Below are 4,259 nucleotides of genomic sequence, written 5' to 3'. Positions count from 1 at the left end.
TGTAGCGCAGGGTCGCCGCCGCGAGGAACCAGGTCATGTACTCGGCGTCGCACTCGTTCATCACCACCGTGAGACTGGAGCCGGTCCCCGAGCTGACGGTCGCGGTGGGGCCGGTTCGACCTGGCGCGATCGTGGTTGTCGCGGTGCCCACGCGGATCACGTGAACGTTGTTGAAGACGGTCTTCGACGTCGTCACCCCGGCCTTGTCGACCACCGCGATGATGCCGATATAATCGCCCGGCTGTATGTAGCCGGCGACCCCCGTCTCCTCGCTGGTGGGAATCGTCATGGCGACAAAGCCCTGAGGTATGTCGAGGAATCCCTGAGCAATCCCCGACGGAGACGTCAAGGAGGTCACCAGTTCGTTGGCCAGCACCGGCTGGCCCTGCTTGATGTCGATCAACGGGAAGTGCTGCGTCTTGCCTGCGACATCGGAGACGCGGGCGAACGATTGCGGCGCGGCGGCGGTCACCTTCGACACGGTCAGCATGTCGGACGTGATGGTCGCCCGGGCGGGGATGTCGACCTTGGCCACCACCTCCGAGAGATTGCCCGTGTTGTTGTTGCCGGGGACGAAGTTCGGAGTTGCGCTGCCGCTCCCGCGGGTGGCGACGAAGAGAAAGGCCCCGAGGGTGATCAGCGCGAGGACCATGCCCAGGATGGTGAACGGCCGCCGCCGCCGGGCCGTGGTGATCGCTTCCTGCATGTTGACCAAGACTGTCTCCCTCGAGCGGCCTCCCGCCCGGCGGAGATTCTAGTGCACGCCCCGCGCCCGCGCCGAGGTCAGCGCGGCCAGTCGCTGGCCGAGTTCGCCATCTCCTCGGTGGTCCTGGTCCTGCTCTTCGGCGGCCTGGTCGACCTAACCCGGGCCATCCACTACGCGGACGTCCTCCAGTCAGCCGTCCGCGAGGGCTCGCGTTACGGGTCGATCTTCGACGCGGGGACCGACTCCAATCCCCACCTCGACGACGCCGACATCAAGTCGGTGGTCGACAGCCAGCTGCTCGCCGGCGGCCTCCCGGCCTCGGTGCTCAAAAGCGCCGGGATCTGTCCAACCGGCCTTGGCAACACCCAGTACAACCCACCGTACGGCAACGCCTCGTTCCCACCGGTCGGCAATCAACCCTGGCTCTACATCTGTTACGACGACCTGGGCTCGGTCGGTACGGATTACCCGACCACAGCGGCGACCGGCTTGGCCGGCAAGGATCTCAACGTCGTGGTAGTGATGGCGTACGCGCCGATGACGGCGGCGATACCGACCCCACTCGGCGGCAACCTCGGCCTGGCGACCAGCCTGCACTCCCGGATCCAGGGCGCATGAGCCATCGATACCGCGGTCAGCGCTCGCAGGCCATGACCGAGTTCGCCCTGGTGGCTCCGGTGCTGCTGCTTTTGACCTTCGGGATCATCGACTTCGGGCGCGCGCTCTATTTCTATGTCGCCGCCGGCAACGCGGCCCGCGAGGCCGCCCACGCGGCGACCCGTTACGGAATCCCCGTCAACGACACGACCAACTGCACACCGGTCGGGACGACCTCCCTGCTGCCGACCAACACCGGGGTCACCTGCACCGCGAGCGTCCACTTTCCCGGAGCGACGATCCAGGTGCCGACCTGTCCCAATGGGCCGATCCCGGTCACCGTGCCCTCGCCGGGGGTCGCCTGGGTTTACACCACCGAGCCAGGCGTGGTTGCCGGCGGAGCGCCGGAGGCGACCCCCTCGCCCAACGCGGCCGGCGGAGACACCCCGGCGGCCTCGGGCTCCTGCAGCGCCGTCAACCCGGCGGTGGGCCAGGAGATGCTGCAGGTGACCGTCGTCTACAACTTCGTCCCCGTCACGCCGCTGGTGAGCAATGTGATCGGCAACCACGTGGTGTTCAGGCTCCAAGTGCTGGCCAGGACGGAGTACTGATGAGCTCCCGGCGGGGTCAACGCGGCCAGGCGATCGTCCTCATCGCGCTGATGATGGCGGTGCTGGTGGGCTTCGTCGCCCTTGCGATCGACAGCGCCCGCGCCTTCGACAGCCGCCAGATCCTGCAGGACGCCGTCGACAACGCCGCGCTGGCCGCCGCCGAGTACTACCAGAACAACCCGGGCGGCTGGTCGAGCGCGGAGTCGACTGCCGGGGCTGAGTTCTCAACCGACAACCGGGTCTACACGAGCCGTTCGTGCAGCCCGGGCTCGGTCGCACCTACGCCCGGCGCGCCGGGAACCGCGCTTTCCATGACCTGCACCTATGGAACCACCAGCTACCAGCTAACGATCTCGGCAGAGGACGACGGACCCGCCGGACAGACTTTCACCCTCTCCGGCCAGACCACCGTCGATCTGAGCCTCATGCAGGTGCTCGGCCAGGCGCCGACGATCACGGTCAGGGCGACCGGGGCGGCCACGGCCTCGGACCAGGCGCTGACGCCGGCGCTGGCAGGCCTGAGCTCGAGCGGCTGCTTCGGAACGGCCGGGAATTCGGTCAACGTGAGCAACACGCCGAGCCCTGGCGTGACGGTCATCGGCGATGTGGTTGCCGACGGGACCGTCAATATCGGTTCGGCGTCCTACGCGCAGGTGGCGGGCAACGTGCTCACGCGCTGCGCGGCGCCCACCGATCCCAACCACCACCTGAGCTATTACTGCTGGCCCGGCGGGGCCGCGCCCGTGGGCGGCGTCTGCACGGCCTCCAACAACATCCCGGGACGCCTTCTCAGCACCGGGAACCACTTCGCTGACCCGGGCTTCAACGCCCCCACCACGCCTGCCTCGGTGGTCTTCTCCCCCTCGAACGTCGTGCTGTCTCCGGGCAGCTACGCGACCGATCCCAACTTTGGCTCGGCAGGCGCGACCTGCTACTTCCTCGACGCCGGCGTCTACCAGTGGCAGGCTGGACTGACCGTCAACAAGGGTCTGATCAGCAATGAGCTGAAGCCGCCCGATGAGCCGGTCTATAACGACAACACCACGCGGTCCCCCCATCAGTTCTGGGACGACAACGCGGCGGCCTGCGGCGGCCCGGCCAGCGGCACCTGCAGCCTGACCACGTTCACAGGCTGCTCCATCTCTCTCAGTTCGGGCACTTCCTCGGGGAAGGGCATCGAGGATGGCACCTGGTCGGTGGTGGTCACATCGCTTCGCAGCGAGACGATCGGCTCGGTGACATACCTCCGCGAGAGCGCTCCGTCGATGTGCCACCAGCTGGCCGTCTCAGGTTCCGACAAGACCCTCGGGGTGACCGTTGACAACGTTCCCGGCGCAGCCCACAGCCTCGCCGGCTTCGGCGGCTACAACGTCTATGCCGCGCCGCCTCCGACGGCGGGCGGCAGCAGCACCTGCGCCGGCCCGTTCGGCCTGGTCGCTGTGGACAGCATCCCGAACTTGACCACTGAAACGGTGCCGCTCGGATCGTCCACCGAGAGCTGGAACAGCGACACCCTGACCAACAGCCCCAACCCTCTCTGGGCACCCGACGTCAACGCCCCCGCCGACACCGCCAAAGCGTACCCGCCTAGTTCGGAGACCTCCCCCTGGAAGGGCAGTTCCACGCTTCCTAACCAGGGTCCGGCGCGGGGAGCCACGGCTGGCACCGGTGATCGAGCCAACGAGAACCAATGCGCAACCGGCGCCGGGGCGAACGCGATCTGTCCTGCCTCCATCACGCCCGGAGGCGTCGAGATGTACGCGACCAATGGGGACTGTTTCAACCTCGGGAACACGGCTCCCGGCTTCAGCTCCGGCACCGGCGGAGACGCCTATGTCTTCAGTGGCTACCAGTACGACTGGCTGCTTAACTACGTGCCGCCCTCGACGACCTCGTGCACGAACACCGCGACTCGCGCCAACGTGTGGGACGGCGAGGTGAACAGCGCGGCGATCGGAATGACCTACTCGCCCGGTGTCGCCTTCAACATCCAGGGCTATGCCGGGTTCTACGGATACATGGGCGGGATCGTCGCCTACTCGATCTCCATCAACCAGGTCACGAGCACGCCGCCCACGCCGTTGACCCTCGACTTCAGCAAGGACTTCGCCCCGGCGCCGGGCGGTACGAGGCTGACCGGTTAGCGGGTTACCCGCATGCTGGCCAGAACCTTGTTCACGATCGAGTCGGCGCTCACCGCCTCCGCCTCGCCGAAGTTCAGGCCCAGGCCGTAGGCGACCGCCTGCATGAGGAAGCTGCCCGCCCGGTAGGTCACGCCAAGCTGGGGATGCTTCTGCGACACCAGCAGGCCCGCGATCTCGGCCCGCTTGAGGTCGCGGCTGGCC

5 protein-coding genes are annotated in these 4,259 nt (G+C 67.4%); 3 read left to right on the top strand and 2 right to left on the bottom strand.

Annotated features, from left to right (window positions below):
• A partial coding sequence (gene cpaB, locus VNF71_01020) for a Flp pilus assembly protein CpaB (protein ID HVA73130.1) occupies positions 1-706 on the bottom strand: 706 nt, incomplete at its 3' end.
• A 51-nt stretch (positions 707-757) separates the two neighbouring features.
• On the opposite strand from cpaB, the gene VNF71_01015 reads away from it, so the two are divergent.
• Genes VNF71_01015 through VNF71_01005 form a run of 3 tightly spaced genes read left to right on the top strand, consistent with a single transcriptional unit; the run spans position 758 to position 4,058 of the window.
• A complete protein-coding gene (locus VNF71_01015) occupies positions 758-1,324 on the top strand; it encodes a TadE/TadG family type IV pilus assembly protein (GenBank protein HVA73129.1) in 567 nt (188 codons plus the stop codon).
• The gene (locus VNF71_01010; protein ID HVA73128.1) at positions 1,321-1,914 is read left to right on the top strand and encodes a TadE/TadG family type IV pilus assembly protein; all 594 of its coding nucleotides are present in this window, start codon (positions 1,321-1,323) and stop codon (positions 1,912-1,914) included. The genes VNF71_01015 and VNF71_01010 overlap by 4 nt, the downstream gene beginning before the upstream one ends.
• Positions 1,914-4,058 carry a Tad domain-containing protein gene (locus VNF71_01005; protein ID HVA73127.1) on the top strand — a complete coding sequence of 715 codons (2,145 nt, stop codon included), beginning with the start codon at positions 1,914-1,916 and terminating at the stop codon, positions 4,056-4,058. Before VNF71_01010 ends, VNF71_01005 begins: the two co-directional genes overlap by 1 nt.
• Here VNF71_01005 and VNF71_01000 read toward each other — a convergent pair.
• On the bottom strand, positions 4,055-4,259 hold a 205-nt coding region (locus VNF71_01000; GenBank protein HVA73126.1), incomplete at its 5' end, for a hypothetical protein. The two genes, VNF71_01005 and VNF71_01000, sit on opposite strands and share 4 nt — an antisense overlap.

Source organism: Acidimicrobiales bacterium (assembly GCA_035533095.1).
In the GTDB taxonomy this organism is placed as follows: Bacteria; Actinomycetota; Acidimicrobiia; order Acidimicrobiales; family Palsa-688; genus DATLUM01.
Note: the sequence above shows the minus strand (reverse complement) of the source record. Positions and strands in the feature narration are given on the sequence as shown.